At 53.4% G+C, this 25,796-nt stretch carries 23 protein-coding genes and 2 pseudogenes; 7 read left to right on the top strand and 18 right to left on the bottom strand.

The genetic code is table 11. The features are described from left to right. Positions 1-6: 6 nt before the first annotated feature. Both ACR0DU_RS10220 and ACR0DU_RS10215 read left to right on the top strand, forming a co-directional pair. The gene (locus ACR0DU_RS10220; protein ID WP_480874231.1) at positions 7-1,044 is read left to right on the top strand and encodes a glycosyltransferase family 4 protein; all 1,038 of its coding nucleotides are present in this window, start codon (positions 7-9) and stop codon (positions 1,042-1,044) included. An 89-nt stretch (positions 1,045-1,133) separates the two neighbouring features. Then, positions 1,134-1,310, top strand: a pseudogene (locus ACR0DU_RS10215) (transposase); the annotation flags it as partial. Positions 1,311-1,574: 264 nt separating this feature from the next. Here ACR0DU_RS10215 and ACR0DU_RS10210 read toward each other — a convergent pair. The 9 genes from ACR0DU_RS10210 to ACR0DU_RS10170 form a co-directional block, all read right to left on the bottom strand. After that, positions 1,575-3,128, bottom strand: a complete 1,554-nt coding sequence (locus tag ACR0DU_RS10210) for a UxaA family hydrolase (protein WP_480874229.1) — start codon at positions 3,126-3,128, stop codon at positions 1,575-1,577. Positions 3,129-3,511: 383 nt separating this feature from the next. Further along, on the bottom strand, positions 3,512-4,354 hold the full coding sequence (locus ACR0DU_RS10205; protein ID WP_010441246.1) for a fumarylacetoacetate hydrolase family protein: 843 nt from the start codon (positions 4,352-4,354) through the stop codon (positions 3,512-3,514). A gap of 17 nt (positions 4,355-4,371) precedes the next feature. Continuing rightward, complete coding sequence (locus ACR0DU_RS10200) at positions 4,372-5,130, bottom strand: SDR family oxidoreductase (protein WP_480874227.1); 759 nt, start codon at positions 5,128-5,130, stop codon at positions 4,372-4,374. After that, a complete protein-coding gene (locus ACR0DU_RS10195) occupies positions 5,131-5,451 on the bottom strand; it encodes an L-rhamnose mutarotase (RefSeq protein WP_010441250.1) in 321 nt (106 codons plus the stop codon). Between the two features lie 23 nt (positions 5,452-5,474). After that, complete coding sequence (locus tag ACR0DU_RS10190) at positions 5,475-6,587, bottom strand: mandelate racemase/muconate lactonizing enzyme family protein (protein WP_480874224.1); 1,113 nt, start codon at positions 6,585-6,587, stop codon at positions 5,475-5,477. A 1-nt stretch (position 6,588) separates the two neighbouring features. Further along, on the bottom strand, positions 6,589-7,686 hold the full coding sequence (locus ACR0DU_RS10185) for an ABC transporter ATP-binding protein (protein ID WP_480874222.1): 1,098 nt from the start codon (positions 7,684-7,686) through the stop codon (positions 6,589-6,591). Between the two features lie 4 nt (positions 7,687-7,690). Continuing rightward, on the bottom strand, positions 7,691-8,518 hold the full coding sequence (locus tag ACR0DU_RS10180; RefSeq protein WP_480874221.1) for a carbohydrate ABC transporter permease: 828 nt from the start codon (positions 8,516-8,518) through the stop codon (positions 7,691-7,693). 39 nt (positions 8,519-8,557) lie between these two features. After that, positions 8,558-9,448, bottom strand: a complete 891-nt coding sequence (locus ACR0DU_RS10175) for a carbohydrate ABC transporter permease (RefSeq protein ID WP_480874218.1) — start codon at positions 9,446-9,448, stop codon at positions 8,558-8,560. Between the two features lie 69 nt (positions 9,449-9,517). Continuing rightward, on the bottom strand, positions 9,518-10,954 hold the full coding sequence (locus tag ACR0DU_RS10170) for an extracellular solute-binding protein (RefSeq protein ID WP_480874216.1): 1,437 nt from the start codon (positions 10,952-10,954) through the stop codon (positions 9,518-9,520). A gap of 11 nt (positions 10,955-10,965) precedes the next feature. On the opposite strand from ACR0DU_RS10170, the gene ACR0DU_RS10165 reads away from it, so the two are divergent. The 3 genes from ACR0DU_RS10165 to ACR0DU_RS10155 are packed head-to-tail and all read left to right on the top strand — an operon-like array spanning position 10,966 to position 13,646. Beyond that, on the top strand, positions 10,966-11,787 hold the full coding sequence (locus ACR0DU_RS10165) for an IclR family transcriptional regulator (RefSeq protein ID WP_480874214.1): 822 nt from the start codon (positions 10,966-10,968) through the stop codon (positions 11,785-11,787). After that, positions 11,784-12,809: an aldo/keto reductase gene (locus ACR0DU_RS10160; RefSeq protein ID WP_480874212.1), complete on the top strand. Its 1,026-nt coding sequence runs from the start codon at positions 11,784-11,786 to the stop codon at positions 12,807-12,809. The genes ACR0DU_RS10165 and ACR0DU_RS10160 overlap by 4 nt, the downstream gene beginning before the upstream one ends. Positions 12,810-12,812: 3 nt before the next feature. After that, complete coding sequence (locus tag ACR0DU_RS10155; RefSeq protein WP_480874209.1) at positions 12,813-13,646, top strand: amidohydrolase family protein; 834 nt, start codon at positions 12,813-12,815, stop codon at positions 13,644-13,646. Between the two features lie 170 nt (positions 13,647-13,816). On the opposite strand, the pseudogene ACR0DU_RS10150 reads toward ACR0DU_RS10155, so the two are convergent. Further along, positions 13,817-14,446: pseudogene (locus tag ACR0DU_RS10150) on the bottom strand (helix-turn-helix domain-containing protein). A 138-nt stretch (positions 14,447-14,584) separates the two neighbouring features. Here ACR0DU_RS10150 and ACR0DU_RS10145 point away from each other — a divergent pair. Next, positions 14,585-15,589, top strand: a complete 1,005-nt coding sequence (locus ACR0DU_RS10145; RefSeq protein WP_480874206.1) for a GlxA family transcriptional regulator — start codon at positions 14,585-14,587, stop codon at positions 15,587-15,589. Positions 15,590-15,597: 8 nt separating this feature from the next. On the opposite strand, the gene ACR0DU_RS10140 is transcribed toward ACR0DU_RS10145, so the two are convergent. The 7 genes from ACR0DU_RS10140 to ACR0DU_RS10110 all read right to left on the bottom strand — a co-directional run bounded on the left by ACR0DU_RS10140 (position 15,598) and on the right by ACR0DU_RS10110 (position 22,911). Next, positions 15,598-16,158, bottom strand: a complete 561-nt coding sequence (locus tag ACR0DU_RS10140; protein ID WP_480874204.1) for a sarcosine oxidase subunit gamma — start codon at positions 16,156-16,158, stop codon at positions 15,598-15,600. Continuing rightward, the gene (locus tag ACR0DU_RS10135; protein ID WP_480874201.1) at positions 16,151-19,096 is read right to left on the bottom strand and encodes a sarcosine oxidase subunit alpha family protein; all 2,946 of its coding nucleotides are present in this window, start codon (positions 19,094-19,096) and stop codon (positions 16,151-16,153) included. Before ACR0DU_RS10135 ends, ACR0DU_RS10140 begins: the two co-directional genes overlap by 8 nt. Next, positions 19,093-19,380, bottom strand: a complete 288-nt coding sequence (locus ACR0DU_RS10130) for a sarcosine oxidase subunit delta (RefSeq protein WP_480874198.1) — start codon at positions 19,378-19,380, stop codon at positions 19,093-19,095. The genes ACR0DU_RS10135 and ACR0DU_RS10130 overlap by 4 nt, the downstream gene beginning before the upstream one ends. 11 nt (positions 19,381-19,391) lie before the next feature. After that, complete coding sequence (locus ACR0DU_RS10125) at positions 19,392-20,642, bottom strand: sarcosine oxidase subunit beta family protein (protein WP_480874196.1); 1,251 nt, start codon at positions 20,640-20,642, stop codon at positions 19,392-19,394. Between the two features lie 207 nt (positions 20,643-20,849). After that, the gene (locus tag ACR0DU_RS10120; protein WP_170474805.1) at positions 20,850-21,656 is read right to left on the bottom strand and encodes an iron chelate uptake ABC transporter family permease subunit; all 807 of its coding nucleotides are present in this window, start codon (positions 21,654-21,656) and stop codon (positions 20,850-20,852) included. Continuing rightward, positions 21,656-22,396, bottom strand: a complete 741-nt coding sequence (locus tag ACR0DU_RS10115; protein WP_480874194.1) for a metal ABC transporter ATP-binding protein — start codon at positions 22,394-22,396, stop codon at positions 21,656-21,658. Before ACR0DU_RS10115 ends, ACR0DU_RS10120 begins: the two co-directional genes overlap by 1 nt. Positions 22,397-22,398: 2 nt before the next feature. Next, entirely contained in the window at positions 22,399-22,911 is a 513-nt protein-coding gene (locus ACR0DU_RS10110; protein WP_319544235.1) for a Fur family transcriptional regulator, read from the bottom strand. Positions 22,912-22,967: 56 nt separating this feature from the next. Between ACR0DU_RS10110 and ACR0DU_RS10105 the strand changes: the two genes are divergently transcribed. Continuing rightward, positions 22,968-24,047: a zinc ABC transporter substrate-binding protein gene (locus ACR0DU_RS10105; RefSeq protein WP_480874192.1), complete on the top strand. Its 1,080-nt coding sequence runs from the start codon at positions 22,968-22,970 to the stop codon at positions 24,045-24,047. A 133-nt stretch (positions 24,048-24,180) separates the two neighbouring features. On the opposite strand, the gene ACR0DU_RS10100 is transcribed toward ACR0DU_RS10105, so the two are convergent. After that, entirely contained in the window at positions 24,181-25,308 is a 1,128-nt protein-coding gene (locus ACR0DU_RS10100; protein ID WP_480874191.1) for an amidohydrolase, read from the bottom strand. Positions 25,309-25,796 lie beyond the last annotated feature (488 nt).

Raw genomic sequence — 25,796 nt, 5'->3', positions numbered from 1 at the left:
CGTAGAGTGCATAATCTTGAGGTCATTGCGCCCAATCTGAAGCGAAGTCTTTCGGGGGTGACAACAACCATTGTCCGCTTACTGCCAATTCAAAAAGAGATGATCGGCATTTGTGCGACCGGACCGGGTCTTCCGAGGGACATCCCACATATAAGGCTCTGGAAAACATTGTTTTTGTCTCGCGATGTTAAGCGGGTCTGGCACGCGCGTCGGAATGCCGAAATGCTGATGGGCTTGGTGTTAACAACAATCTTCCGGCGAAACTTCAAACTGCTCTTTACGTCAGCAGCCCAACGAAATCATTCTGCTTACACCAAATGGCTGATATCAAAAATGGATGCACTGATCGCAACAACTCCTCAGGCTGCATCATTCCTGGATCATCCCGCAACAGTCATTATGCATGGTGTAAACACCAACTTGTTCCATCCTGAGGATGATAAAAGAGCTCTAAGAAACAAACTTGGACTTCCTCACTGTACATTGGTTGGTTGCTTCGGACGTATTCGCCCCCAAAAAGGTGTCGACCTATTGGTGGACGCGGCCATTGAAGTGCTGCCTGCGTTTCCAAATGTCGAAATTGTATTCACAGGTCGCACAACAAAAGAGTTTATCGAGTTTAAACAACAGCAAGAGACAAAATTGCAATCAGCCGGCTTGGCGGAGCGTGTGCACTTCTTAGGTGAACGCCCATGGAGCGAACTCGTCGAATTATACCGTGCACTGGACTTGTTTGTTGCGCCTGCTCGGCACGAAGGATTTGGACTGACTCCTTTGGAAGCAATGGCTTCAGGTGTTCCCGTCATTGCTTGCGACGGGGTAGGCGCCTTTAATGCCCAAATTGAAGATGGTGAGACAGGACGGCTGGTGGAGAAGGACAATGCCGAGGCTTTGGCTGACGCGCTTAGAGAAATGCTTTCAGACCGCGACAGACTAACGGTCAAAGGCCGTGCTGCCAGATGCCATGTCCAACAGAATTTTAGAATTGAGAGCGAAGCGAGGGCTATAGTTCAAGTGTATCGCTCACTACTAATAGCTTCCTGACCACCTGATTTATGCCGAAGCTATTAGGGTCCGCATGCATTGATTTTCAACGCGCTGCATGATTCACGGATCGGAAATGGAGTGGTGATATAAACGACCTTTTCGAACTGACCGATGAGCAGATGGCCAAGTTTTCCGCTTTTTACCCGAAGTCGCACGGCGGGCCATGGGGCGATGATAGAAGGATACTAGGCGGGATTATCTTCATCAACCGCAATGGATTAAAGTGGCGAGATGCGCCCGAAGCCTACGGTCCGCACAAAACGCAGGATTCATTCGGATCAGGCATCCTTTTCCGTCAGGTGCAGGCAGGCAACGGCGCGGAACTTGCCCGCATTCCATGCAAAATAGAATTGTCCAGAAGCCCGCCACAGACGCCTGTACGTCTAACTAATTAAACAAAGCCTTTGATCTACACCGTCTTGACCGGGTGGGATTTGATGCATGATCACCGTGTAGAATTGGGCCGTTGAACGTGAGCCAACGCCCTTGGCTCTCATTCATTTGGTATACAGCTCTGGTTGCTCTGATTACATCACTGCACCGATCTGCCATGGTACAAACTCTGCTCCACCAAAACCCAGTTCTTCGCTTTTGGTTTTTTCCCCGCTCGCGACGCGGATAATCATATCGAGTATCTCTTCGCCTTTCTGGGTGATTGAGACATCATGGCTGACAATGTCGCCGCAGTTCAGGTCCATATCCTCTGACATACGGGCGAACATTTCCGAGTTTGTCGCAAGTTTGATGCAAGGGGTTGGTTTGTAACCCGAAACAGATCCCCGGCCGGTCGTGAATACAACTATGTTCGCTCCCGAAGCCACTTGCCCGGTGACCGAGCAAGGATCGAAACCTGGGCTGTCCATGAATACAAATCCTTTTTTGTCGATTTTCTCGCCAAATTCATAGACGTCGCGCAATGGAGCGGTGCCGCTCTTGGCCGTTGCGCCCAAAGATTTCTCCAGAATTGTTGTCAGACCACCCCGTTTATTGCCGGGACTGGGATTGTTGTCCATCTCGCCGCCATTCCGCGCCGTGTAGTCCTCCCACCATTTGATCCGCTTGATCAGTTTCTCTCCGATATCAACCGTTTCGGCGCGACGTGTCAGCAAATGCTCAGCCCCGTATATTTCGGATGTCTCGGATAGAATCGTTGTGCCGCCGTGTTGAACCAGCAGATCCGACGCATGTCCCAGGGCTGGATTTGCCGTAATCCCAGAATATCCATCTGACCCGCCACATTGAAGCCCGACCGTGATATGTGACACCGGGGCGGGCGCACGTGTCACACGATTGGCGAGTTCCAATATTCCCTGCAGTTCTTTCAATCCGCGCCTCATAGTTTTGCGCGTGCCACCCTCGTTCTGGATAGTCATGTAGCGCAAAGCTCCATCAGCGCGGATCGATTTTCCCCCAACCAGTTCCGAAAGCTGCATGACTTCGCAGCCAAGCCCGATCAGCAGGATACCGGCAAAGTTCGGATGTTGAGCATAGCCGGACAATGTTCGAAACAGTGCTTGATAGCCCTCATTGGTTGCAGACATCCCACATCCGGTGCCATGCACGATGGGCACGACCCCATCGACGTTTGGGTAGGCGTCCAGCATCCCGTTTCTTTCGGCGGCCTCTGCGATGAATCTCGCGACTGATCCCGAGCAATTGACCGTTGTAATCAAGCCTACATAATTGCGCGTGCCAACCGTTCCGTCAGACCGGTGATACCCCATAAATTGTCGTGCATCGGCTAAGGCGAGCAGCGGCTTGGTTTCTGACGCAAACGCATAGTCTTGTTTATGTGCGCCCATTCCAAGGTTCTGCACATGAACATGTTCCCCAATCGCGATGTCCTTTGTCGCCTGACCAATGATTTGACCATAGCGATAGACGTATTCGCCAACTGCGATTGATCGGGTGGCGATCTTGTGACCTTTGGGAACAGCGCTTGGCAGCGGTTCAGAGATTTCCGGTACGGCTTCACCAGCAGCAATGTCGCGCAGGGCAATGACCACATTGTCCCGCTCATTCAAGCGCAAAACGTTTCGGTGCGGCCTATGGCCAGCTGCGTCAGGTTCGTTATTCTGCATTGCAGTTCACTCAATTACGTCCTTAGGAAAATTGCATCCCGGCTTGGATCTGGCAAAAGTATCGGCTGCGGCTTTGATCGAATGCAGATCAATGAGGGCAGGAAAATGACTTTTGGTTAGGCGACTGTTGGCAGACAGACCCACAGCCCCAAGATTGGCAAGGTTTGCACTCGCATTACCTGAGATCGTGGCGACGTACACAGCGGGAACTGGTAGTTCGAACAGACACTGTATCGTTGAAATGTCGCGGGACGTGATATCGTAATCCTCGCCGTCCCTCAGAACAACAATTTGTGGTCCATTCTCAGGAGCCCACAAGTGGCCTACTAAATCACCTCGGGCTGTATACAAGTCAGTTTGTGCCATGTTGTTTCGCCTAACGGCTACCCAGAAATGACCTGTTGCCGCTGGACACCAAGGCCCTGAATTCCCAGTTCAATACTGTCACCCGGCTTGAGATACGTTTCGGGTTTTTGCCCCATGCCCACACCCGGAGGTGTACCGGTTGAAATCACATCACCGGGTTGCAACGACATGAACTGCGAAAGATGCGAAACAATGGTCGCAACCCCAAAATGCATTGTATTAGTGGAGCCGTCTTGAAAACGATGGCCGTTGACTTCGAGATACATCGGCAAATCTTGCGGGTTGGCGATTTCGTCTTTGGTTACCAGCCAAGGTCCGATCGGGCCAAAAGTATCTGCCGATTTGCCTTTGACCCATTGACCTGACCGATGCAACTGAAAGTCGCGTTCCGACAGGTCATTCACGACGCAGTATCCTGCTACGTATTCCAGTGCTTCTTCTTCAGAAACATATTTGGCTTGTTTCCCGATAACGACGCCCAATTCGACCTCCCAATCGGTTTTGATCGAACTGCGCGGGATTTCGATATTGTCATCGGGTCCGACAATAGCCGAGGTCGCTTTGAAGAACACGACGGGTTCGTCGGGCAAAGACATGCCGCTTTCGGCGGCGTGATCTGCGTAGTTCAGGCCAATGCAGATGAATTTCCCGACATTTCCAACGCAAGGGCCCAGTCTTGGATCACCGTCCACCAGCGGAAGTGTCTCATGGTCAAGGGCGCGAATTTTGTTCAAGCCTTCATCATTTAACGCATCGCCAGAAATATCGCTGATCCAATGGGACAGGTCACGAATGGCACCGTTGTCGTCTAGCAAGCCAGGTTTTTCGGCGCCTGCGGGGCCAAAACGTAATAGTCTCATATCGCTATCCTCTTCGATCAGATGGTCCAGCCGCCATCTATGGCAAATGGCTGACCGGATGTGTATTTGCTGGCGTCGCTAGCAAGATACAGTGCGAGCTCGGCTATCTCGCCGGCGGATCCGATCCGGCCCATCGGTTGTCGTGCTATGAAATCTGTCATTGCTTGTTCGTAGTCCCCAGTCGCTCGCAACCGATCGTGCAGGCTGGGGCTGTCAACCGTGCCAGGGCAAATGGCGTTACAGCGGATCCCTTTTGTAACAAAATCGGCAGCGACTGATTTAGTGATGCCGATCACGGCAGCTTTCGATGCACAATAGGCAAAGCGGTTCGGTACGCCTTTCAACGAAGATGCAACCGAAGACATATTGATTATCGACCCGCCACCATTTTCAATCATGCCGGGCAGCACCAGCCGGATCAAACTGTACATGGCTTTGACATTCAGGTCGAAGCTGAAGTCCCAATCCTCTTCGGTACAGTCAAGAACGGAACCGCTTGCAACGTAACCGGCGCAGTTAAACAGAACGTCAAGAGCGGGCATATCAGCTACAGCAGCCGTAACTACCGCGCCATCGGTGACATCAAGTTTGAGTGGAACAATTCCTTTTATTCCACTCAATTCGGCCAGCGTCGCGTCATTGATGTCACTCGCGATAACGTTTGCGCCTTCGGAGGCAAACAGTTCGGCTGATGCGCGGCCGATACCCTGGCCGGCCGCGGTGATCAGGATGCGCTTTCCTTCCAAACGGTTCGTTGGTCTGTAATTTTTCATCATTCAATCCGTATGAAATACTTCTTCCATCATTGCCCATTGCTCACCTTCTTTTCGCGAGGTAAGCGGTGACTGACAGGGATCGGTTTGGGTCCACCATTCCTGAGTTTTGGGGTCCTTGGCCATCTCGGCCATATCTGCAGCAAAGTCCGTACCGTGATACTCCCAGTATCCAAAAAGAACGTTTTCCGGTTCTCGCAGGAATATGGTGTAATTGCGGATATTGCTGTGCTGGATCTGCTTCAGAACCTCAGGCCAAGCGTTGGCGTGTAGGCGTTTGTACTCATCTATCATCTCAGGTTTGATCCCGATCATCATTCCCATCCGGTGCACGTGTCGAACTCCTCTCACGCTGCATCTTTGACGTTGTGCGAGACCAGTTCCATGGCCCTGATGGCATCCCAATCCCAATCGATTCCCAACCCGGGAGCCTCGGATGGAATGCCGTGCCCGTCTATCATTTGCATGCCAGATTTGGTCACACTGTCCAATTGGGGGATATGCTCAAGCCACGTGGCATTTGACACAGCACATACCAAAGGAAGATGAAGTTCCATCAGAAAATGGGGGCAAACGGCGATGTTGAAAGCTTCGGCCATGTGTGCTGTTTTCAGCCACGGGGTGATGCCCCCGATCCGGGCGACATCCACCTGAATGATCGAAGCTGCACCCGTTTGCATGTAGTCCTTGAATTGGCTGATCGAGTACATGCTTTCACCAACGGCAACAGGAACGCTGGTATGTCGGGCAAGTTCAACATGCGCCGAGACATCATCCGCTTTGATGGGTTCTTCAAACCACGCAATGTTCAGTTCTTCCAGCATGCGTGCACAGCGGATTGATTCCGACAGGCTAAAGCTCTGGTTCCCGTCGGTCATAATTTCGAAGTTATTGCCCACGGCCTCACGCACAGCCCCCAATCTGGCTCGATCCTGCGCAATTAGTTCCGAGCCGACTTTGATTTTGGAACCTTTGAAACCTTCCTCCTTTGCCGCGAGCGCGTTTTCAACAAGTTCTGATGTTGAATAATGTAGCCAACCACCTTCTGTCGTGTAGAGGCGCATTTTGTCTTTCGCCCCACCGGCGGCCTTCCACAAGGGCAGGCCCTTCTTGCAGCAGTTCAAGTCCCAAAGTGCCGTATCGATCGCAGCCAGTGCTAGCGATGTAATTGCGCCGACCGCTGTTGCATGAGTGAGGTATAGAAGCTCACGCCAGATCTGTTCAAAACGCTCGGGATCTTTTCCGATCAAGGCAGGCGCAAGCGTCTCTTTCAGTAGGGCAACAACCGAGGGACCACCAGTTCCGATTGTATAGGTGTAACCGACACCCCGTGCACCGTCGCTGTCACGTAGAATAATGATTGGAGTCTCTTGACTTACAAAGGACTGGATTGCATCGACCCGTTTAACCTTTGGCACCAGATCGATCATCTTGATCTCTACATGGGTGATTTTCGCCATTTCAGTTGCTCCGGATCACTTGGGTGGTTTGAGCGTCGAAGATGTGTGCTTTTTCAAGCGCTAATCGGCAGGTCATTGTTTCGCCTGACGAAACGGGGCGCGGGTTCAGCATCTTACATTGGATTTCAGTGCTCGCGAGCGTCGCAAATAACAAAGTCTCCGTTCCAAGCGGTTCTGAAAGATCTATCCTGAGGGCGATGTCCGCAGTCTCGCCCTCGTCAGATACGCCGTGACCCACAGGGCTCAGATTATCTGCCCTGAAACCATATTTGACCTTCTGGCCCGGCTGCACACTTTCCCGCGGCGACGAAGGTATCGGGAGTTCCTGACCATCGATAAGCCGAACAGTTCTGTTTTCTGTTACCACCCCATCCAGCAAATTCATCGGTGGTGACCCGATGAATGTCGCAACAAAGGTGTTCACGGGCGCGTTAAACAACTCTAACGGCGTGCCAACCTGTACGATATGGCCATCACGCATCAGAACGATCCGATCAGCAAGCGTCATGGCTTCGACCTGATCATGGGTCACGTAGATGATCGTATTCCCGACTTTCTGATGCAGTTTTTTGATTTCCACGCGCATTTGCGTGCGCAGCTTTGCATCGAGATTGGAGAGAGGCTCGTCGAACAAAAATACGTCCGGATGCCGAACGATGGCACGACCCATGGCGACACGCTGGCGTTGACCACCGGACAGAGCGGCTGGTTTGCGGTCCATCAACTCTTCTAGGCCAAGAATTGCAGCCGCTTCGTTGACCGCTGATGTAATCTCGCTTTCGGGACGTTTTGCGATATGCAGCGAAAAACCCAGGTTCTCGCGGACGCTCATATGTGGATAAAGGGCATAATTCTGAAACACCATCGAGATGTTACGCTCGCGTGGGGGCAGATCGTTCACGACCCGCCCGCCGATCGTAACCTCCCCGCCTGAAATATCTTCAAGCCCGGCGATCATCCGCAACGTCGTGGATTTGCCACAACCCGATGGCCCGACCAACACCACAAATTCACCGTCACGAATTTCAAGATCAATGCCGTGAACCGCCTGATGCTCCCCATAGCGTTTGATCACATTGGAAAGGGTAACTTCTGTCATTCTATTATCCTTTGACGCCGCCGAAGGTCAGGCCGGCAATCAGGTGTTTCTGGACGATAAAGGTGAGGATCAGCGCGGGTAGGATCATAAGAACCGCCAAGGCACACATGCCGCCCCAGTTGATGGTGAATTCGGCAGTGAAATCCAGCAAGCCGACCGGCATGGTCTTTGAGCCCACTGACCGAGTCAGTTGCGACGCTAGCGCAAACTCGTTCCACGAGGTCAGGAAGGCAAAGATCGCCGCCGATGCAACACCCGAGCGGGCCACTGGAAACTCGACTTTCCAGAAGGCCTGCCAACGGGTGCACCCATCGATCTCGGCCGCCTCGTGCAGCTCTTTGGGGATTTGCCGGAAGAACCCATCGGTCAACCAAATGGTAAAAGGCACGTTCATTGCGACATATACGAGGATCAGCCCGAAATGGGTGTCGATGATTCCAACCTTGGCAAATACGATGAACAAGGGCAGGGAAAGGGCCACTCCGGGAACTGCTCGAAACAGCATGAGGCCAACGAAATAACCTGACTTTCCGGAGAATTTGTAACGCGCAAATGCATAACCGCCAGACATTCCTATAAGAACTGCAATTCCCGTCGAAGTCACCGAGATCACGATCGAGTTCCAAAGATACGAGAAGACAGGGACCCCGCCCTGACCTGCACCTCCGAACATTGCGCGATAGTGGTCAAGCGTGAAGCGCGGGTTCCACACCGGTGGTTTCGCCATGATTTCGACCGTCGGCCGGAAGCTATTCAGGATGATCCAGAGCCCGGGAATGCAGATTATGGACATCACGAGAAAGAGGCCGACGAAATGCAGGCCCTTTAGCATGCGTCGGCGGTTTCGATGAGCTTGGTTGCGATCCATCGATTACGACCCCATTCCCAGTTCAGCACGCGCCGCGCTGAGTTTGCGGAAGAAATAGATCGTGAAGGCGATCGAAAGCAGGATCGAGACATAGCCCATAGCATTGGCCAGACCCATCTTCGCATCCACATAGCCCGTGCGGCTCATTAATGTCCAAAGAAGCTCAGTCCGGCGCGCGGGGCCACCTCCGGTCATGATCTGCACGATGTCATAGGCCCGCGCCACATCCAAAGATCGGATTGTCATCGCGATATAGATAAATGGCATCAGGAACGGCAGGGTAATGTGTCGGAAGCTCTGCCATGGCGTACAACCGTCAACCTTAGCCGCTTCCAGCGGATCTCGCGGCATTGCGAACAACCCAGCGAGGATGAGTATTGCAAAGACGGATGTGCTCATCCAGATCTCGGCAAAAAGGATCGAGAACATTGCCAGTTTTCCGTCAACCAGCCACGGCAATGCAGCGTCGGATCCAAGGGACTGCAGGACATTGTTAACCAGGCCGACATTGTCGTTGAAGATGAACTTGAACTGAAAGCCCACAAGAATGGGCGAGAACATCATCGGGAACATCAGAACCGTTCTCAGCGTTCTCTGACCCCAGGTTACCTTGTTAACCATCAGCGCAATGCCCAAGCCGAAGATGAGCTCGAGGTTCAATGCAATGGTCAGAAAAAGGATTGTACGCCCGAAGGCGGCCCAGAATTTCCAATCTGTTAGGATACGTTCATAATTTCTTTCGCCGATCCACGTCCAAAGCGTTGATGGCCGTGTCAATTTGTAGGGCGTGAAGCTGGAGTATAGCGAAAAGATAAGTGGGATGAGCACAACTGCCGCGATAACAATGAACGCAGGCATTAGCAGAACAAACCACTCGGGAATGCGGCGGCGCATTTCGACCCTCAATCTGTCGGAATTCAGGTCAGGCGGGGATTACGCCCCGCCTGATTGTTACTGGGAGGCTCAGTAGTAGCCCGCATCCTGCATCAGTTCGTCAACCTCTGCAGCTGCGTCATCCAACGCTTGCTGAGCAGTTTTGTCACCTACAATAGCTGCTTGCAGTTCAGGGAACACGATATTCGTAGTTTCCCCCCATTCCGGGATCGGGGGAACGGCGAATGAATGCTTGGCCCCTTCAGCAAAGGCCGCAAGTGCTTCGGCGCGGAAGGCATCGTCACCGTTGGCTGCTGTTTCCAGATTTGCATTCCAGACTGCCGTGCGCGTTGGAAGTGAGCCACCTGAGGACTCGGCCAGTTGGCTTTCTTCACTTGTAAGATACATCACAAATGAAGCCGCTGCCTCCTTGTTCGCGCAGTCGTTCGTTACCGAGAAACCGTGCAGGCCCGCCCAGCCCGTGCGTTTTGCAGAACCCATGGGTTGCACCGCAACGCCTACATTGCCCGCAGCTTTCGATGATTCAGGGTCATTGAAGAATCCTGCCCAGCCTGGCCAATCCAGATTTAGAGCGATCGTGCCGGAAGCAAATCCCTGCCCGAGATCGTCCCAGACATAGGATGTGGTGCCCGCTGGTACGGCATTGGCCTGATACAGATCAACAAACCATTGCAACGCGCGAACGCCTTCCTCGGAGTTGAACGCAGGTGAATAGTCATCGCTCAAGTATTGACCGCCCTCGGCAATCAGCATTTCATAGAAACGTCCGACGACGCCTTCATCCTTGCCAGCGTACTGGGTGCCGTAGAAGTTAGGTGGGTCAGCAAAGAAGATCGCCTGATCTTTGACCTGCTCCCATGTTTCCGGCACCGCCAAGTCATAACCGTATTCAGCCTTGAATTCAGCCGCCTTTTCCGGATCGGTGTAGTTCGATTTGAGATAATAGAGCACCGACACGTCGAACTGGGCGCGTGGCAGCATCAGCAACTCACCGCCAACTGTTGCGGCACCGATGTTTCCGGGAACGAACTCGGCTACAATATCCGGTGAAACCAAGGCATTCAAATCGGTATAGAGCCCCTCATATTGCGGGGCAAATGAGCTGTGGTTTGAGCCGACGCACCAATCGGTCGTGCCGGCCGCCATGTCAGATTTGATTTCGCGGTCGATTTCAAAGTGGCTCTTTTTTGAAAGGATATTGACCTTCGCTCCGGTCAAAGCCTCCCAGTCCGCGATGCGCCCATATAGCGCCTCGTACTGTTGGCCGCCGATGAGTTTGGCGTCGATCGTTACGCCTGGAAAGCTTCCATAATCTTGCGCCGCAGCTGATTCTGACACGGCGACGAGCGCGGTACAGGCAACCAAGCTGTTGAAAAGTACGGACTTCACTGTTTCTCCTCCCATTTTTGCAACACCAGAGCTCCGATAGAAACTCCAATAGCGCTTAAATATAAAACTTGGTTTCAAATAAAAATCAACACTTGTTTTTTGGAGAGTGATCAGCAAAGACTGAATGCATGAAAGAACAATCGAATTCCGCGCCTGCCCAGGCCGAAGCCAAATATCGTGCGCCTGCCCTGGAAAAGGGTCTGGAGATATTGGAGCTTCTTTCGACCAGCCAGGAACCTTTGACCCAGACGGAAATCGCGCGCGCCTTAGGGCGTTCAAAGAATGAAATCTTTCGAATGCTCGCCACACTTGTGCAGCATGGGTATGTGTCAAAGACTCAATCCGGTGATGGATACAGCCTTAGCCTGAAACTATTTGCTACGGCCCAACGATATTCCCCGATTGCTCGCTTGTTAGAGGTTGCGACACCCCTGCTGCGGCGCGTTACTAAGCGGGTCTGGCAATCCTGCCAGATTGGCATGGAAAGTGGAGGCAATATTGTCATCGTTTCGTCGGTCGAAGCGCCGGGGCACTGGGGACTGGCCATTCGAACCGGTTCGGTTATTGGGTTGTGGAACACTGGCACGGGCAGGGTTCTGGCAGCGTTTCGACCGGAGGATGAGATTGAAGAATTATTGGAACAGCATCGGCTCGCATTGGGTGAGCCGCCATTGGACAGAGAAAAGTTTTTTGAAGAATTGAGAGTAATTCGGCAATCGGGATTCTATCGGGGTGTGTCAGATACTACGATCGGAGTAACGAACCTGAGTTTTCCGATTTTTAACCCTTCAGGTGAAATCGTAGCGGCGTTGAGCTGTCCTTACCTCGAGCGTGTCGACAATCTGAGAACGGCGACGATAGATGAAACCGAACAGGTTTTTGCCGAAATAGCAGAACAACTGACAAATTACTTCCTCGGCAATGCGATACAGGATGATCACGGTTTATGAGCAATTCGCGGTTTCCGACACGCAGTTTGTTGAATGGACGCTTGAATCTGCCTGTGCTGGGATTTGGCGGCGCGCCACTGGGCGGTTTGTTGCGTGCAAATGACAACAACGCCGCAACAGACATGCTGGCCAAAACCTGGGGACGTGGATATCGGTACTATGATACCGCTCCATTCTACGGTTTCGGTCGGTCCGAGCGCGCGATAGGGGATGCGTTGCGTGGGCGGGATTATATCCTGTCAACTAAGGTGGGGCGGCTTCTTGAATTCGGGATGCATGACGACCCTGCCGGGTTGGGTTGGCCTGACCCGCTGCCGTTCACTCCAAGGTTTGACTATGGCTATGACGCGATCATGCGATCATTTGAAGACAGTTTGCAAAGGTTGGGGCTGGATCGGATTGATATTCTTTTTGTGCATGATATCGGCGAATTCACGCATGGGGTCGAAGAAAATACTAAGCACTTCAAAAATTTATGTGATGGGGGCTACCGTGCACTGGACGAACTTCGCAGTAGTGGAGCGATCAAGGCCATTGGACTTGGGGTCAACGAAATCGCGATATGCCGCGAGGCCTTTGCGGTAGGAGATTGGGATATATTCCTCCTTGCGGGGCGCTATACGCTTTTGGAGCAAATGGCACTGGATAAACTTCTGCCCGAGTGTATGGCCACCGAAACGTCAATCATTGTAGGTGGGCCTTACAATTCCGGCGCTCTCGTGGGTGGCGATACATGGAATTATGAAGCAATTCCGGCGGATGTCGCCTCCAAGATCGCGCGATTGCGCGATAGCGCACGGGACCATAATGTCACGCTTTCTGCTGCGGCATTACAGTTTCCCTTGGCCCATCCAGCGGTCGTTTCTGTCATCCCCGGTCTGCGGGACACGAGTGAACTGGAGGACACCATGAGGTGGGCCGACGAAGACATTCCGGGTGCCTTTTGGCATGAATTGCGTGCCAAAGGTCTATTGCACGAAGCGGCACCAATCCCTGAAACAAATCCATATAGGGATCAATAATTCATGCGAATTGACGCCCATCAACATTTCTGGACGACACAGCGCACAGATTACGGATGGCTTACACCTGAACTAGGTGACATTTATCGTGACTTTCTTCCACCAAATCTGGAGCCCTTGTTGGAGTCTGCAGAAATCGGGGGCACGATTTTGGTGCAAGCAGCTCCCACAGTCGCCGAAACAGAGTTCCTGTTGGGTCTTGCAGAGCAGATAGACTTTATCAAAGGAGTCGTCGGTTGGGTCGATTTTGAAGGCTCGGAAATGGCGGCGACTTTGGGGCATCTGGCACAGAGCCCGAAATTTGTAGGCGTCCGACCAATGATCCAGGATATTCCAGACCCCGAATGGATGCTTGGTGAAGCGCTGGCCCCCGCTTATGAGGCAGTAACAGATAATGACCTTACATTTGACGCATTGACACTTCCTGGTCAGCTGAAGCCTTTGCGAGAGCTTCTTTCACGCCACCCAAAGATGCGGGTGGTTATTGATCACAGCTCAAAGCCTTTCATACGGGATGGTATAGTATCAGGCTGGGCGGAAGACATGGCTGCGTTGGCTGTGGACACGGATGCCTATTGCAAGCTGTCAGGCCTTGTGACCGAAGCAAAACCTGATTGGTCCGTGGATGATTTACGCCCTTATGTTTCTCATTTGTTGGACACATTTGGCCCAAGTCGATTGATATGGGGTAGCGATTGGCCAGTTTGTACTTTGGTCAGTACCTACGCGCGTTGGCTCGAGGCAACAGATGCTTTGCTATCAGAGCTCAATGCCGAGGAAAAAAGCGCGATCATGGGCGGAAATGCCAAGGAGGCATATCGGTTGATGGACACTTGATAGGTCGTCTGGAAATTGACGGGTGCATAACGAAGTTTCTTACATCGTCAGAGGCAGCGTAGCTCTTGTAACCGGATCAACACTTTTGCTTGTCGGATTGGAGATCCAATTCTTGCGGCATAGCGAAACCGCCCTCAGGACGCATCGATATTTTCAAAAAATGCCATTGTTCAGTTTGTTTGAGGGTAACTGATGATCGAAATATAACGTGCTGGCAGATTCACCAATCTTTCTGGTCCGTGTGGAGCGTCGGCGTCGAAAAACAGGGTGTCGCCAGCTTTCAGCGGATAGATCTGATCCCCATGGCGATAATCTACTTCGCCCTCAAGCATGTAAATTGTTTCGATCCCGCCGTGTTGAAATGTCGGAAAAATGTCGGATTTGGCAGTGAGCGTGATCAAATACGGCTCCACGATTACGCCCGATCCGTTCGCACCCAAGTGTCCCAGTCAGTTATATTGGTGATTGGCGCGTGTCCCTTCGCGTTCAAGCTCCACCCCTTCATCGGCTTTTGTGTGGACGGCTTCTCGGCGTTCTTCGAACTGTCGGAAAAAACTTGTCAGCGGCACTGACAACGCATTTGCCAGCAACTGCAGGGTCGTCAATGAAGGAGAGGTGTTGCCGTTTTCGATTTTCGACAACATGCCGATCGACAAACCGGTTAATTGGGCCAAGTAGGCAACAGTGATGTTTTGCTGTTTGCGAAAGGCCCGAACTTCGCGCCCGATCGCAACTTCTAACACCTTCTCTCGTTCGCCTGCCCGAAAGGAATGCGGATTTTGCGTCAGATTGGTAGGCATTTCGGTGTCGCGATTTTCTGTTCTGGACATTCAGCATATTGCTATACTTGAGTTGCCTGTTTCTGCAAACATGTACCGTGCATCGCAACTTCCATACGGGCTAACATATCAACAATATTTCCTGATAGCGAAAATATCATGCTGGCTGAAAAAACAATCGAGTTGGGCATTTTGCTGTTTGATGGGTTTCCGATGGCGTGTTTGACCTCGGTGATTGAACCCCTGCGGGCAGCAAACGAGATAGCGGGACAGGAGGCTTTTTGCTGGCATCTGGTTTCTGAGGCAGGGCAGAAAGTCAGGTCCAGCGCCAATGTCGGGTTCGAGGCCGACCGGCCTCTATCTGATTGTCAATCCATCGATATCCTCTTCATGCTCAGCAGTCCCGTAGCCGGGTTCCGAGATCCAAAGCAGGGCAATGGTGCATTGCGCGCGCTCGCGCGACATGGAGCAGTTCTTGGGGGTATCAGTGGTGGCGTTTTCCCTTTGGTCCGCTCAGGGGTCATGACCGGGTGTCCGGTTTCCGTACATTGGTGCTATGAGGCTGCTTTTGAGGCCGAGTTTCCAGATATCGAGGCTCGGCGCGAGGTGATTGTATCTGCTGCCAATCGTTATACCGCGGCAGGGGCAGCCGCAGCCTTTGATCTGGCCCTGCATCTGATCCAAGATCGATTGGGTAGTGAGGTCGCGCATGAAGTGGCTTGCTGGTTCCAGCACCCGATGATGCGTGGAACGAGTGTAAAACAACAGGTTCCGAATGTCCGTCAATCGGTTTCCGGTGACAGATTGCCGCCGCTTGTTACCAAATCGATCGAGTTGTTCGCGGGCAGCGTCGGTCAGCCGATTTCGATCACCGAGGTCGCGCGTCAGACGGGTGTCACTCCGCGTCAGATCGAACGCGCATTCAAGCAGGCCACCGGACAAAGCCCCAGCCATTATTTTCGCGCGATGCGTATGAAGGCGGCGCGGCAGATGGTGGTGTATACAAAAGACCCAATCTCTGAAATTGCGGCAGCAGTCGGATATAGTTCTGTCGCACCGTTGGTGACTCATTATCGCGCGGCCTTCGGCTTGAGCCCAAGCGAGGACCGCCGTCGGATCAACCGCTTTCGAGTTGAGGATAATGCTCCGCTGCCCTCAAGCTGAACAGCGTGTCACAGTGCGGACTTCATTGCAGTGACAATCGCATGTTGCAGAGATTGGGCTGAAGATCGCGGAGCGTATATACTGAACAAATCGGTTGACCGGCGCAGGAGGAAGCATGCCAGGTGGTGAATTGAGGTTCGTGCTGCGCCGCCTGTCGCCAAATTTTTGCAGTCCAGATTGCACAACAATTCCAGCACCGACTGAACATCGGGACCTTTTAGATCAAACCGGGCCCAGGCATCCGTCTGTTCGGACACCGAAGCAGCATCTTTGGTGCCATCTTTCACCAATTCCGCAAGACCCTCATGACTTTCGAAGGGAGCCTCGACAATCCATTGTTCGGGTCCAGCCCAAAAGGCTATGAGGGTTTGTCCTGAAAACTGACAGATACCAGGTGCCTTCTGCCCGATCAAAGCGGCCAACGCCGAATGAGTTTCGCCTTCACGTCCCAGGCGCGCCGCGACCGAAGCCAGCGCAACATCGGGGACTTCACTGCAGGTTACGCTGCCAATAGTGCAGGTTTCCGGGTTTGCTCCACCAAGTGCGGTTAACGCGATAAGATCATGCACGGAGCCGTTCTCCCTCAGGGTCGACAAAATGGGACGAAACAATCTCGACCTCGACGGTCAGATCGGTTAGCGGCGACACAAGGCGCATCTTTTCGCCATGACGGTCACTTCCGTTCTTCAGAAAGCCCAGACCGATATAGCAGTTCAGAGAAGGCGAGAAGGCGGCTGAGGTGACATAGCCCTGATCATGCGCTGCATCGACCGGACCGGATGCATCCATGAGATGCGCGCCAGCGGTGATCTTATCCGCGGTGTTCACGGGTTTGACGCCGACCATGTTCAACGCATCAGCCTCGTTCAGCCCTTCACGCTCTGACAGAACTGAGCCAATGCTATCTTTCTTCTTTGATACCATCCGACCCATGCCAAGGTTCAGTGCGGTGGTGGTCCCGTTTAGTTCGTTGCCCGCCGCATGACCTTTTTCGATCCGCATAACGCCCAGTGCTTCAGTGCCATAGGGCACCACGTTGAATTCTTCGCCTTCGACCATCAATCGTCGCATGAGGGCATCGCCATAGCGGGATGGGACCGCGATCTCGAATGCCAATTCACCCGAGAATGATATCCGGAACAGACGAGCACGTAATCCACCGCAAACGGTAATGTTGCCGCAGGCCATAAAGGGGAAACCGTCATTCGAGATATCGAATTCCGGATCCACTATTTTCTGCAGCAACTTACGTGAATTCGGGCCAGCAACAGCGTATTGTGCCCAGGCTTCGGTGGTCGAGATCAATTGCACGTCCATGTCCGGGAATAGGCATTGCCGGACAAACTCCATGTGCTGGTAAACTTTTACCGCATTGGCCGTCGTTGTTGTAACCACAAAATGATCTTCGGCCAGCCGTGCTGCGGTGCCATCATCCATTGCAATGCCATCTTCACGCAGCATAAGCCCATAGCGGGTTTTGCCGACGGCTAGCTTGGCAAAACCATTGCAATAGATCCGGTTCAGGAAATCCGCTGCATCGGTGCCCTGTACATCAATCTTGCCCAGCGTGGTGCAATCGCACACCCCGACCGAGGCACGAGTCTGGCGCACTTCGCGGTCAACGGATTGCCGCCAATGCGTTTCTCCCGGTAACGGGAACCATTGAGCGCGCAACCAGTTGCCGACTTCAACAAACACTGCACCGCGCTCTTTGGCCCAGTGGTGTGATGGTGTCAGACGGGTGGGGTGAAATTCCTTACCCCTCATACGGCCCGCAAAGGTTGCTATTGGCACTGGCGTATAGGGTGGGCGGTAGATAGTGGTGCCGACTTGCGGAATGGATTTCCCGGCGATTTCGGCCATAATTGCCAAGCCGCCCATGTTCGAAGTCTTACCCTGATCGGTTGCCATGCCCAGCGTGGTGTAACGTTTGAGATGCTCGACCGACTGGAAGCCTTCCTGATGGCTGAGCTTTACGTCTTTGACAGTTACGTCGTTCTGTTGATCCAGCCATGCCCGCGAGCAGCCTTGGACATACCAGAATGGCGTCTGAGTGACCGGAGCATCTTCGGCCGTTGGTATCGCGATGGCATCGCTTTTCAAGTCAAGTGCGTGGGTGGCGGCTTCGGCACCGGATTTCAAGGCACCATGGGTGGACATGATGCCATTTGCGGCTCCGGCGACTGTCAGGCCCGGAGGCAACGTATCGCTGGGGACAAAGGCAGACAGGGTCTCATTCCAGACCGGGCGACCGCGTTGGTGGCAGGTCAGGTGCACATTCGGGTTCCAACCGCCTGAGATACCAAGCGCACCAACATCCAATGTGCGGTTTGAGCCGTCGGCCAATTTGACTTCGGCGAAAGTTAAACCAAGACGCCCTTTGGTATCGATAACCTCAGCGCCGCGCAGCACCTCATAGTCACCGTTCAGAGGGGCCTCGGGCCGAATGTCAACAACGGCCGCGATTTTCACCCCTTTGGCGTGCAGATCGGCTGCGGTGCGGTGGCCATCGTCATTGTTGGTAAAAATAGCCACGCGTTGCGCGGGGGTGGCGGCGAAACGGTTAGCATAACTGCGCAGCGCTCCGGCTAGCATGATGCCTGGCCGATCATTGTTCTCAAAGGCAATCGGGCGCTCGGTTGCGCCCGCGCACAAGAGGGCGCGCCCAGAATAGATGCGCCATAGGATTTGACGGGGTTTGCCCTCGGATGGAGCGGACAGATGATCGCCTTTCCGTTCGACTGCCCCGTAAATTCCATGATCAAAAGCACCGATAACGGTTGTGCGCGGCATCAGGCGGACATTCGGCATCGCGGACAACTCCGCCACCGTCTGTGTAATCCAGTTTGCAGCGATGTCGTCGTTCAGCGAGTAAGTTTCGCTATTCAAACGACCACCGAGGGCAAAATCCTCATCCGCCAGTATCACGTCGGACCCCGCACGACCGGCGGTCAGCGCTGCCATCAATCCTGCCGGACCCGCGCCGATAATTAGAAGGTCGCAGTGCCTAAATCCCTTGTCATATTCATCAGGGTCTTCCTGCATCGACATGGTGCCCAGCCCTGCAGCCCGGCGGATAACAGGTTCATAGAGCTTCTCCCAGAATGCGGCGGGCCACATGAAGGTTTTGTAGTAGAAGCCTGCAGTCAAAAAATTTGAAAACCGATCATTGATCGCCATCGCGTCAAACCTGAGGCTTGGCCATCGGTTCTGAGAATGCGCTTCGAGCCCGTCAAACATCTCGATCGTCGTGGCCCGTGTGTTGGGTTCTTTTCGATTGCCCGTACGCAGTTCAACCAAGGCGTTGGGCTCTTCAGACCCGGCGCTCAAAATACCACGGGGGCGGTGGTATTTGAATGATCGCCCAATCAGGCGCACGCCGTTGGCTAGAAGGGCGGATGCCAGAGTGTCTCCCGGATGCGCCGTGAAGTTGCGGTTGTCAAATTTGAAATTCAGAGTACTGGTGCGGTCGATTTGGCCGCCGTTGAGCCGGTTGACTTGGGTCATTTGGAACGTCCTCGCATCCGGGCTACATCACGGGCCAATTCCACTTTCGAAATCTCATGCGTAACCGTATTGCGTGTCACGACGAGCCAGGATCGATCCCCCCCTTCGTGAAACCACAGCTCACGGTGTTCGCCCGCTGGATTGTCGCGCAGATAGGCGTAGTCATAGAGTGTCTCAGCTGCGTTTTCGGCCTGCCAGTCGGGACGGTCTATCAAGGACGCGTCACCCAGATACACGAACTCTGAACTGTCACGGGGACCCAGCAATGGATGTTGGATGATCATTTTTGGCTTCCTCAGTGCAGATTGGGCTGATTTCCCATACCTTTTTCATCAATCATCCGACCGGTGCGAAAGCGGTCAAAACGATAGGCGGTCGCGGTTGGGTGCGGCTCGTCCTTTGCCAGCAGATGCGCGAAACAATGGCCCGATGCAGGAGTGGCCTTGAAGCCGCCATAGCACCAGCCGCCATTGAAATAGAGCCCGTCGATATGTGTGCGGTCGATAATGGGCGACCCGTCCATGGACATATCCATGATCCCGCCCCACATGCGCAGCAGTCGCGCGCGGCCGATCATTGGCATCAGCGCCATGCCGCCTTCGCAGACATCTTCAACTACTGGCAGGTTTCCGCGCTGAGCGTAGGAGTTGTAGCCGTCGATATCGCCTCCAAATACCAAGCCGCCTTTGTCGGATTGGCTGACATAGAAATGTCCCGCACCAAAAGTGATGACGCCCGGCAGAAGCGGCTTCAAACCCTCGGAGACAAACGCTTGCAGCACGTGGCTTTCAATCGGCAGTCGCATACCCGCCATTCCCATCAGACGCCCCGAATTCCCAGCAACGGCACAGCCAACCTTACCGGCCCCAATGAATCCTCTCGAAGTTTCAACGCCCACGCATCTGCCGTTTTCGATGTGGAATCCGGTGACTTCGCAATTCTGAATGATATCGACGCCGTGGCTATCCGCCGAGCGCGCATAGCCCCATGCTACGGCATCGTGACGAACGGTGCCGCCGCGTCGCTGAGCCAGACCGCCTTTGATCGGGAAACGCGCGTTGTCAAAATTGAGGAACGGATACTCCTTGCGTACCTGTTCGGCATCCAGCAGTTCGGCATCCGCGCCGTTTAGAATCATGGCATTGCCGCGTCGCGTGAAGGCGTCGCGCTGTGCGTCCGAGTGGATCAGGTTGATAATCCCGCGCTGACTGACCATTGCATTGTAATTCAGGTCCTGTTCAAGACCTTCCCACAGTTTCAATGAGAATTCGTAGAAAGGTTCATTACCATCCAGCAGATAATTTGAACGTATGATGGTCGTATTGCGCCCGACATTGCCGCCGCCAATCCAGCCTTTCTCGATCACAGCAACATTGCGAAAGCCGTACACTTTGGCAAGGTAATGGGCCGTCGACAGACCGTGACCTCCGCCGCCGATGATGACAATGTCATATTTCTGTTTGGGTTCGGGATCACGCCACGCCGGTTTCCATCCTTTGTGACCGCGAAGCGCTTCTTTGATGACGGTGAAACCGGAATATCGCATGAATCAGACCTTTTTCCAAAGAATCGCTTTATTTTGGTGAATTGGATACTCTCAAATCCGACATCTATAACCCTGAATCAGACCTGAATGGCGGGCTGTGACTAAGCTCTCAGTACCGTAGGGCAATTCTACCGAATGCGGGTGTCGGGTACATCATGTCCGTCATGACTAAAGGAATGAAACGCCTGCGCAGATTTTGCGTCGAACCTAATTGAGCTTGGATCGGTCGCGTGTTTGCAATCCGACGACACTGAGGCAGGCAAATAAAATTGCGGCCACGCAGACGATGGACGGCCCGGCAGGTGTATCGAACATATAGGCCGCCCTTAGACCAGTGACCGCCGAGAATGCGCCGATAGCGGCGGCGATCAATGCCATCGATTCCGGTGATCGCGCCAAACTTCGAGACGCTGCAGCAGGTATGATCAGCATTGCAGCGATTAAAAGAACACCCACCACCTTGATTGCCACTGCCACTGTTACGGCAAGCGCCAATGTCAGGATTAACTGCTCGCGTCTGGGGTTGAAGCCGCTGGCATATGCCAGTTCTTCGTTTAACGTGGCCGTCAGAAGGTGAGACCAGCGCCACGCGATCAGCGCTACGACAAGGACGGCGCCGCCCCAGATTACAAGCAGATCAGTACGCGATACGGCAAGGATATCGCCGAAGAGGTAGGCCATAAGGTCAATTCGTACGCCGGACAGAAAGGAAACGGCGACGAGGCCAAATGCGAGGGCGGAATGCGCCATAACACCTAGCAGAGTATCCATCGCATACCCGCGCCCGGACAACAGTGTTACGGTAAGCGCCATCGCAAGCGCGACGGCCAACGCCCCGGTAAAGACTGACAACTGAAATGTCAGCGAAAGCGCGATCCCCAAGATTGCGGCATGCGCTGTGGCATCTCCGAAATACGCCATCCGACGCCACACGACAAAGCAGCCCAGCGGGGCTGCGGCGAAAGCCACGCCAACGCCTGCCAGCGTTGCGCGTGTCATAAAATCATCAAGCATTATTCTGCCGCTTCTTGAGAGGTTTCACAGTGATCGTGATCATGGTCATGATCATGCCGATATAAGGCCAACGCACCGCCTGTTCCGGTCCCGAACAGAGCGCGGTATTCCGGGGCCGAGGCCACCACAGCGGGGGAGCCTTCGCAACACACGTGTCCGTTCAGGCAGACCACGCGATCTGAAGCGCTCATGACCACGTGCAATTCGTGGCTGATCATCAGAATGGCGCATCCGGTTTCGCGCCTGACTTCTTCGATCTGGTGATAAAACGCAGCCGATCCCGGTTGGTCGAGTCCCTGCGTTGCCTCGTCCAATAGCAATACATCTGGTTGGTTTATCAGGGCCCGCGCCAGCAGCACACGCTGAAATTGCCCACCTGACAATTGCGACATCTGTCGTTTCAGCAGATCTGGCACCCCGGCAGTTTCGAGCGCTTTTTCGCATTCTACTTTGGAAACGCGATCGGTCAGCCGCATGAACCTCTCGACCGAGATTGGCAGTGTCGGATCGATGTGCAGTTTTTGAGGCACATATCCAATTTTCAATCCTGGTTTCAATGAAACCTGTCCTGCGGCTGGTTTTGTTGCACCAATGATGGCCCTCAACAGGCTGGTCTTGCCTGATCCGTTGGGACCGACGATGGTTACTATCTCTCCGGCCTCGACAACCATATCTACATGTCGCAGAACTGTATTCGCGCCGTAACGTACGCTGAGATTCTCAACAGAGATCAAGGTCATTTCTACGCCTTTTCAGTGCAGCTGGGGCAAAGCCCTTCGGCTTCTACAACCGTTCGCTCTATTTCAAAACCCGTTGCACGTGCAGCTGCGCCAAGTATCCCCTTGGCTGGTGCAGACTGCGCTTCGGCCACAGCGTCACATTTTCGGCAGATCATGAACGCCGGCGAATGGTCTGCTCCGGGATGAGAACACGCGACAAATGCGTTCAAACGTTCGATCTTGTGAACAAATCCATTTTGGACAAGAAAATCAAGCGCACGGTAAGCCACTGGTGGCTGCGAACCAAACCCTTCCTCGCGCAGCGCATCAAGAATAGCATAGGCCCCCAAGGCTCGATGCTCCTGGAGCAACATTTCAAGTACTTTTCGCCGCACAGGCGTTAGCCGTAACCCTTCTTGTTTGCACCGAGCTTCAGCTGTGGTCAGCGCAGTCTCAACGCAATTTTTGTGATCGTGTTTATGAAACCCAACAAGTGCGTCGTCGCAAACAGGATTGGGAGTGGCTTCACTTGTCATGTTATTCCATATCATGTATGTCGCTCGCAATGTTATACAATCACACTGAGGGTCCGATGTCCAGAAAGCTGCTCTTACAATCGATCACCGCTGCGTTAATGGGTGGAACAGCCATGGCGGATGCCCCAAAGGTGGCCGTCGACATTGCACCCGTCCACTCGTTGGTAGCCCGTGTTATGGAAGGTGTTGGAACACCTGATCTGGTCATCCCAGCGGGCGCATCGCCGCACGAATACAACCTGCGTCCCTCGGAAGCCTCTGCACTGCAAGAGGCTGATCTGGTGTTCTGGATTGGCGAGGATCTGACACCCTGGTTGGAAGGCGCTGTCGAGACACTCAGCGACGGTGCCACGGTCACAACGCTTCTGGAATCGGATGGAACGGTTCTGCTTGATTTCCGTAAGAACGCACTATTCGAAGCACATGACCATGGTCATGATGATGATCATGCGGAAGACGAAAAGCATGATGATCACGATCATGAAGAAGAGCACGCACATGATGATCATGGCCACGACGATCACGATGACCACGATGATCACGATAGCGAAGATCACAATGATCATGCGGATCACGATGATCATGACCACGACGATCATGCTGATCATGACGATCACGGGCACGACGAGCATGATCCTCATGCCTGGCTTTCACCGGCGAATGCAGAAATCTGGCTGAATGTCGTTGCGGCCCAGCTTTCTGCCGCTGATCCTGACAACGCTGGTGCATATTTTGCAAATGCGGCTGCAGCGCGCGAAGAAATGGCAGCATTGTCAGATGAGGTAGCTGAAACACTGAAGCCAGTTCAAGGCGGTCGTTTTATCGTATTCCATGACGCCTATCAGTATTTCGAGGACGCCTTTGATTTCCGTGCTTCTGGCGCAATTTCTCTTGGTGATGCAAACGATCCCAGCCCGGCGCGTATCTCGGACATTCAGGGGCGTATCCGGGAAGAAGGTATTGAGTGCGTTTTGACTGAGCCGCAATTCAACCCAGGAATTGTTGCAACTGTTCTGGACGGTACCGAAGCAAAGACTGCTGTAATTGACCCGCTGGGCTCTGACCTTGATCCCGGAGTTGAACTTTATTCGCAAGTCATTCGCAACTTGGCAAACTCACTGGCTGAATGCCTGTGATCCAATGAACAGCCCGACCGTTTCCAATAGGCGGTCAGGCTGTGCACCCGCAAGCGTAACCAAATACGTTAATTGTCAGGAAGTCGAACAACACAAGCCCTGGGCGGTGGCTTGTTAAAAAGACACCATCAAATTACGTGCTCTGATGGGCGAGGTTGACCCAGAACGCGACACCGTGATCCAGTGCATCGTCATTAAAGTCATAAGACGCGTTGTGCAGGGGCATCGCAGCCGGACCGTCCAGTCCGTTACCCATCAGGATGAACGCGCCGGGGCGGTGTGTCAGAAACTCGGCAAAATCTTCAGAGAAACCTACTTGACCAAATTCCGCATCTACCGAACCTATCTCGCGCGCAGCACTGACGATGGTTGCAGTGGCTTCAGGGTTGTTCTTGAGCGGTCTGAAAGATGTTGAGTATTTTAGCGTCGCCGCGGCACCTTGCGCGGCACACACGCCCTCCACAATAGCACGCATTCTGGTCTCGATAGTGGCAGACACCTCGCTGGAAAAGCCACGGCAATCCCCCCGCAACACCACGTTGCTTGGCAGAATATTACGTGCTCCATCTGTGAGGAATTCAGTGACAGAAACGACCGCATGTTCGCTTGCCGGTAACGACCGAGATACGATCGATTGTAGCTGCAGCACAATCGCCGAGCCCGTCACGATAGGATCAATTCCTTTGTCCGGCATCGAAGCATGACCGCCTTGGCCAGCAATCTGAATCTCAAAATTGTCCTCGAACGCACAAAACGCTCCCGACTGCGTTGCAAAATGACCAAGCGGCATACCAGGCATATTATGCAGTCCAAAAATCGCGGACATGGGAAATCTGTCGAAAAGTCCATCCGCAATCATCGCGGCGGCTCCATTTCCGTTCTCTTCGTCGGGCTGGAATATGAAATGTATGGTTCGCTTTAGCGTCGGGTCATCCGCAAGCTTTAGGGCCGCACCCAATAGCATTGTGCTGTGCCCATCATGACCACATCCATGGAACTTGCCTGGGGTGTCTGAACGATGGGCAAATGTATTGGCCTCGTCTATTGGCAGCGCGTCCATGTCGGCGCGAAATCCAAACGCGGTTCCCTCTGGGCCTCGGCGCAGCGTTGCAACAAGGCCGGACTTACCTATACCACGCGTGACCTCCAGGCCAGCTTGCTCCAATTGCTCGCCTATCAGGCGGGGCGTTCTGACAAGGTCAAAGCCGATCTCTGGGTGCGTGTGCAAGTCACGACGAAAGCGGGTGAGGTCAAGCATCATGAAGGCCTTTCTTGGATAGATTTCACAGCGGTTGAACATTGTTTTGGCCAATCACGCTGTAGGTCCCGCAATTGCAGATGGCGGGATTGCTTATCCCATGTATCGCACCGACACAACCTCCGCTGTAGACGGCGCATCGCTGATCGCAATCCAATCGCCCGGGCTGTTCTCTGGTGCAGCACCTTTTGGCACTCCAAAATTTTTTGAATGCGAAGTCCGTTGAACCGAATACGTCGACTGCATCGCGGGTGACATATACACAGCCCGTCCATAAATCGGTGATTTCGGAATTTCCAACCGGAGAAACCAGTGGTTGTCTGGAGGGTTTCTGACACTTCGATTTGCCGTTTTGAATCTTGCGGCGGGGATGCATCCAATCACCAAAAGGGCAGTGGATTTATACCAGTTCATCGCTGAAAGTGTGTGAGGGCTCACAGAATCCAGCAAATTGACCATAAGCTGAAACGGCAGAATGCCCTTAATATATT

This window comes from Ruegeria sp. G2 (assembly GCF_056533505.1).
The sequence above is the reverse complement of the archived record's forward strand: the minus strand, read 5'-3'. Positions and strand labels throughout refer to the sequence as shown.

Excerpts from the sequence above, each read along its gene's own strand:
- ACR0DU_RS10210 (WP_480874229.1), bottom strand. The coding sequence starts at position 3,128 with ATGCAGAATAACGAACCTGACGCAGCTGGCCATAGGCCGCACCGAAAC.
- ACR0DU_RS10205 (WP_010441246.1), bottom strand. The coding sequence starts at position 4,354 with ATGAGACTATTACGTTTTGGCCCCGCAGGCGCCGAAAAACCTGGCTTG.
- ACR0DU_RS10200 (WP_480874227.1), bottom strand. The coding sequence starts at position 5,130 with ATGATGAAAAATTACAGACCAACGAACCGTTTGGAAGGAAAGCGCATC.
- ACR0DU_RS10195 (WP_010441250.1), bottom strand. The coding sequence starts at position 5,451 with ATGGGAATGATGATCGGGATCAAACCTGAGATGATAGATGAGTACAAA.
- ACR0DU_RS10190 (WP_480874224.1), bottom strand. The coding sequence starts at position 6,587 with ATGGCGAAAATCACCCATGTAGAGATCAAGATGATCGATCTGGTGCCA.
- ACR0DU_RS10185 (WP_480874222.1), bottom strand. The coding sequence starts at position 7,686 with ATGACAGAAGTTACCCTTTCCAATGTGATCAAACGCTATGGGGAGCAT.
- ACR0DU_RS10180 (WP_480874221.1), bottom strand. The coding sequence starts at position 8,518 with ATGCTAAAGGGCCTGCATTTCGTCGGCCTCTTTCTCGTGATGTCCATA.
- ACR0DU_RS10175 (WP_480874218.1), bottom strand. The coding sequence starts at position 9,448 with ATGCGCCGCCGCATTCCCGAGTGGTTTGTTCTGCTAATGCCTGCGTTC.
- ACR0DU_RS10165 (WP_480874214.1), top strand. The coding sequence starts at position 10,966 with ATGAAAGAACAATCGAATTCCGCGCCTGCCCAGGCCGAAGCCAAATAT.
- ACR0DU_RS10160 (WP_480874212.1), top strand. The coding sequence starts at position 11,784 with ATGAGCAATTCGCGGTTTCCGACACGCAGTTTGTTGAATGGACGCTTG.
- ACR0DU_RS10155 (WP_480874209.1), top strand. The coding sequence starts at position 12,813 with ATGCGAATTGACGCCCATCAACATTTCTGGACGACACAGCGCACAGAT.
- ACR0DU_RS10145 (WP_480874206.1), top strand. The coding sequence starts at position 14,585 with ATGCTGGCTGAAAAAACAATCGAGTTGGGCATTTTGCTGTTTGATGGG.
- ACR0DU_RS10135 (WP_480874201.1), bottom strand. The coding sequence starts at position 19,096 with ATGACCCAAGTCAACCGGCTCAACGGCGGCCAAATCGACCGCACCAGT.
- ACR0DU_RS10130 (WP_480874198.1), bottom strand. The coding sequence starts at position 19,380 with ATGATCATCCAACATCCATTGCTGGGTCCCCGTGACAGTTCAGAGTTC.
- ACR0DU_RS10125 (WP_480874196.1), bottom strand. The coding sequence starts at position 20,642 with ATGCGATATTCCGGTTTCACCGTCATCAAAGAAGCGCTTCGCGGTCAC.
- ACR0DU_RS10120 (WP_170474805.1), bottom strand. The coding sequence starts at position 21,656 with ATGCTTGATGATTTTATGACACGCGCAACGCTGGCAGGCGTTGGCGTG.
- ACR0DU_RS10115 (WP_480874194.1), bottom strand. The coding sequence starts at position 22,396 with ATGACCTTGATCTCTGTTGAGAATCTCAGCGTACGTTACGGCGCGAAT.
- ACR0DU_RS10110 (WP_319544235.1), bottom strand. The coding sequence starts at position 22,911 with ATGACAAGTGAAGCCACTCCCAATCCTGTTTGCGACGACGCACTTGTT.
- ACR0DU_RS10105 (WP_480874192.1), top strand. The coding sequence starts at position 22,968 with ATGTCCAGAAAGCTGCTCTTACAATCGATCACCGCTGCGTTAATGGGT.
- ACR0DU_RS10100 (WP_480874191.1), bottom strand. The coding sequence starts at position 25,308 with ATGATGCTTGACCTCACCCGCTTTCGTCGTGACTTGCACACGCACCCA.